Source organism: Chryseobacterium sp. VD8, from assembly GCF_037149975.1.
GTDB lineage: Bacteria > Bacteroidota > Bacteroidia > Flavobacteriales > Weeksellaceae > Chryseobacterium > Chryseobacterium indicum.
This window is the reverse complement of record NZ_JBBCQL010000294.1, coordinates 1-4,723: the sequence shown is the minus strand read 5'-3', so window position 1 is coordinate 4,723 and position 4,723 is coordinate 1. Positions and strand designations below refer to the sequence as shown.

The window sequence follows — 4,723 nt, the reverse complement described above, 5'->3', positions numbered from 1 at the left end:
TGTTGAACCAATCGTCCTTATTTTTATCTTTTGAATAAGAATATTCCGCTGTTAAATTCAATCCGTGCGAACCAAATGTAGCATTGATGTTGGTTTCAAGTCGGTAAGAAAAAAGCTCCTGCGATGTATAAAAATTTGCTGTTTTTTGCCTTTCAACCTTTGGAGCCAGTAGAAAATTCCATTTTTTTAGAGAAAACTGGTAACCTGATCCCAAAACTTCTGTGCTGTTGAAATAATAACGCACATTAGAAGTATTTCCGGGCTGGATCGGCGCACTCTGGAAACTCAGGAACTCCGGGTTTACCTGCGAATTCTGATATTGTATGAAAGCGCGCTGAGAATCCGAAAACTGACGGCTGATTCGTTGATTTGTGATAAAAGATCCTCTTTTAATCCCCGCATAACTTTTGGAGGCAAAGGAATTAATAGATTGTACATCCCATTTCCCTATTTTTCCCTCGTAATTGGCAGCCATTAAAGCGCCTGTGTTCTCATCTTTGTTAGAAAGTCCTTTTTCGTGGCTAAGACCGGCTTCTGTACGGATGACATGTTTATCATTAATTAAAAATGATGTTGTCGCGTTTGTTACCTGTGTATCTACGTTAAAGCGCGGATCGTGATCGAATATATAAGATACTTTTCCGGTGAAAGATTTAGCGTTTCCAAAACCATATTTTGCTCCGGCTATTGTAGATCCTTCAGTTTGTTTGAAATAAGTACCATACAGATTATAATTATTCTCCAGTGCAAGAACTTCAAGCTGATTATCTTTACCAAATCTGGTCGAAACTTTTCCGCCTCTTCCGAAAACAGGGTAATCGTAATCGTTGCCGTTAACATTTCCCACCCGTAATACGGTGTTTTTTCTCTCCAGTTCCAGCCAAGTATCATACAGATTATAACGGCCGTCTTCAAGATAATAATCTGCTCCCATATTGAAGCGCGATTTTAAATTCTCAGCGATCCTGAATGCGGTGTTTCCTCTCAATTGCAGATAATTGAATCCTGAACTGTTTTCATTATAGCTGATTTCGGCAAAATTACTTCCGTTCACCGCTTCATTTCCGCGGGCAATTTGTCTGTTGTGCGATAAAATCACCAGATAGAGCGTGTTGCTTCCCACAATTTTATTATCAAGCAGATCTGTGGCGATTGCATTAATATTAAATTCCGGATAAAGCGTATTCTGTTGTCTGACTCTGATTTTTATTTCAATGGTTTGTTTCTCTAATCCTTCCAGAGTTACGATTTGCTGTTTGGGCATCATTTCCAGACCATCCGGAATGGATTGTAAATCGATCTTTACGGTTCGCTTACTGTAACCCTGATTTTCCGCAATCAGCAGAATTGACGATTCGGGCAAAGCCGGATTAATAAAATTTTCGTAGCTGGCTGTGTAAATTGCGATGTTTTTGTTTTCTTCTTTTTTAACAAAAAATGAGGCGCTTTCAGTTTTGGTAACCGCCGGAGTGGCGTAAGAAATATTGAATCTGATCTCATTGGATCTCATTTTCATAAAATCCAGATTGGCGATCAGTTTCACAGGAAGATTTTTAGACTGTCCTGCGCTTAAGGTAAAGTCGTTTTTGGGATAGAAAAGCAATCCCGGATATGTTTCCTCAGGTGTGATATTCTGAATGGTAATTGCTTCAGAACTTTTATTCTCGATCACTAAGAAATCAGTAAAAGTTGAACCCTTCTCAACAGCTATACTGTCAGTCTCAAAATGGATCTGAATATCCTTCTTTTCCTGAGCAAATGCCAAAGAAAAGTGCAGAAGAACCAATAAAAAAGATAAGAAGGTTCTTCTTAGGATTAATTGTGATATTCCATTTTGTGATTTCAAGACTTTCTATTTAAAATTAAAGTTTTTTTCGCCTACGCGTAAATCGTTAGATTCTGCCATTTTGATAATTGCTACACCAAGGAAGTTGCCGGAAATGTTTTCAGGTAAAGAAAACTGAACGGTCTGATTGGTATCGGGAAGCATGGAGATGGAAATTGGAGTCAATTTTATTTCTTTACCACTGTCTTTGTCGGTTAGTTCAAACTCAACGGTGGCATCATTGATGGTATTTCCGTCATTATGGATGTTTACTGCCACTTTTCTTTTCGCTCCATTTTCACTATTCACCTCTGAGATGTTGGTAATATCCAGACTTTTTACATGATTCCCCGGTGGAGTGTAAAAGATGTGAAGTCCCACTTCAAATAGGGTGATGATACCAATACCATTCTGAATACGTGTTTTATCTGCCTGCTGAGGAAGCTGTGTGAAAAACAACATACTGTTGGTAACATCAGACTTGGATGCGTTTGCAGGAATCTGCATGGTTACTACAATCTCCTTTGTACTTCTTGCAGGAACGGTTACTGTGTTTTCCAGAGTTGAGATCCAGGATGCATTGGAAGTTTTTGAACTGCCCGGATCAAGATAAACCTTATTTCCGTCTTCTTCTCTAACCCAGTCTTTATAGTTTAGATTAAAAACATAATCTTTCTCCGAGCTGTTTTGAAGAGTGACTGTTCTTGTCACTTTTTCTCCCGGATTACCGGTGAAAAACAAGCGTGTAGGAGACATAGAGATGCTTTGTGCCAGAATTGAAGAAGATCCTGTGATTATAAAGAAAATGAAAAGATAGATAAACTTGTTCATGGTGAAAATTGTTTAAAATAAAGATTCCCAAAACTACTGAAAACGTAACAAAATGCCCCTTACAAACTAAAAAAAATTATTATAAAGCCGTTGCAGTATAAGTTACTGTCTGTGTGTACGTTCCTGCCGGCTTACCTAAAATGTCGGAAGAAGAAGACTTTGCTGCCGGAATGGTATAGTCCAAATTCAGCGTTAATGCGCTTCCAAGCGGAGCATTTGATACTAATGTCTGATCTGTTGAAGATAAAACAACAGCACTTTTTGTTCCTCCCATAGTTCCGGGAGCAGCAGCTGCTTTAATTGTCAATACATTGACAGGGATTAGATTGGTTCCATTCACGAAATTCGTACCTCCTGCTTTTACTTTCACATTAAAATTCTTTGTTGAGGTAACCTTTAATGAGTTGGCTTTTGTTACTGTTTGATCCGAGTTATAGTCTGTTGAAGTAGCGTAATTGAAGTTAACAGTGTTGCCAATTGCAGTACTTCCGGCATCAATAGAGATTACATCGTTCAGAGTAATGTTTACGGTTGTTGTTGCGGTTGTATTCTGCGCCTGAACATTGTTGGTTCCTAATATGAATGCTCCGATTGTTAAGGCTGTGATTGCAATTTGTTTTATCATGATATTTATTTTTAATTTTTATTCTTGTTAATTTGTTCTCTTTTGAACACTACAAATTTATGTCGGCGAAAAAATTTTCTCTGTAATGTAAGCTGGAAGTTGATGTAGTAAAATAACTACAGGATTATTCTTTTCTTGAATAGAAAACCCTCAACACTTAGAAAGGTATTGAGGGCGTATATAAATTTGTGTTTTTATTATAAAGCCGTTGCAGTATAAGTTACAGTCTGTGTGTACGTTCCTGCCGGTTTACCTAAGATGTCAGAAGACGACGACTTCGCTGCCGGAATGGTGTAGTCCAAATTCAGTGTTAATGCACTTCCAAGCGGAGCGTTTGATACTAATGTCTGATCCGTTGCAGATAGAACAACAGCACTTTTTGTTCCTCCCATAGTTCCTGAAGCTGTAGCTGCTTTGATGGTTAAAACATTTACAGGGATTAGGTTTGTTCCATTCATGAAATTAGCTCCTCCTGCTTTTACTTTCACATTAAAATTCTTTGTTGAAGTCACTTTTAATGAGTTGGCTTTTGTTACTGTTTGATCTGAATTATAGTCTGATGCGGTAACGTAGTTGAAATCTACAGTGTTCCCGATTGCAGTACTTCCCGCATCGATAGAGATTACATCGCTTAGGGTAATGTTTACCGTTGTTGTTGCGGTGGTGTTCTGCGCCTGAGCATTGTTAGTTCCTAAAATAAATGCTCCGATAGTTAATGCTGCGATTGCAATTTGTTTTGTCATGATAATGTAATATTTAATTTTTATTCTTGTTAATTTGTTCCCTTTTGAACACTACAAATGTATGTCGGCGAAAAAATTTTCTCTGTAATGGAAGCTGGAAGTTGATGTAGTAAAATAACTACAGGATCAATTATTTGTGTCAAATAGAAAAGCCCTCAATACTAAAAGTGTTGAGGGCGTATATAAATTTGTGTTTTTATTATAAAGCTGTTGCAGTATAGGTTACGGTCTGCGTGTACGTTCCTGCCGGCTTACCTAAGATGTCAGAAGACGACGACTTTGCTGCCGGAATGGTGTAGTCCAAATTCAGCGTTAATGCGCTTCCAAGCGGAGCGTTTGATACTAACGTCTGATCTGTTGAAGATAAAACAACAGCATTTTTTGTTCCTCCCATAGTTCCGGGAGCGGTGGCTGCTTTAATTGTCAATACGCTAACAGGGATTAGGTTGGTTCCATTCACGAAATTCGCACCTCCTGCTTTTACTTTCACATTAAAATTCTTTGTTGAGGTAACCTTCAAAGAGTTGGCTTTGGTAACGGTTTGGTCAGAATTGTAGTCTGTTGAAGTAGCGTAGTTGAAGTTAACAGTGTTGCCAAATGCAGTACTTCCGGCATCAATAGAGATTACATCGTTCAGAGTAATGTTTACGGTTGTTGTTGCGGTTGTATTCTGCGCCTGAACATTGTTGGTTCCTAATA

5 protein-coding genes are annotated in these 4,723 nt (G+C 38.3%); all 5 read right to left on the bottom strand.

From position 1 onward, the window contains the following. Positions 1 to 1,846, bottom strand: a 1,846-nt coding sequence (locus tag WFK35_RS20725) for a COG1470 family protein (protein WP_442892095.1), incomplete at its 3' end; no start/stop codon positions are given. 6 nt (positions 1,847 to 1,852) lie between these two features. Beyond that, on the bottom strand, positions 1,853 to 2,656 hold the full coding sequence (locus WFK35_RS20720) for a COG1470 family protein (protein ID WP_235131012.1): 804 nt from the start codon (positions 2,654 to 2,656) through the stop codon (positions 1,853 to 1,855). A gap of 79 nt (positions 2,657 to 2,735) precedes the next feature. Further along, complete coding sequence (locus WFK35_RS20715; protein WP_336734382.1) at positions 2,736 to 3,281, bottom strand: peptidoglycan-binding protein LysM; 546 nt, start codon at positions 3,279 to 3,281, stop codon at positions 2,736 to 2,738. Between the two features lie 197 nt (positions 3,282 to 3,478). Beyond that, positions 3,479 to 4,024 (bottom strand): peptidoglycan-binding protein LysM, encoded by a 546-nt coding sequence (locus tag WFK35_RS20710; protein WP_336734380.1) that lies wholly within the window; start codon positions 4,022 to 4,024, stop codon positions 3,479 to 3,481. Positions 4,025 to 4,223: 199 nt separating this feature from the next. Next, on the bottom strand, positions 4,224 to 4,723 hold a 500-nt coding region (locus WFK35_RS20705), incomplete at its 5' end, for a peptidoglycan-binding protein LysM (RefSeq protein WP_336734378.1).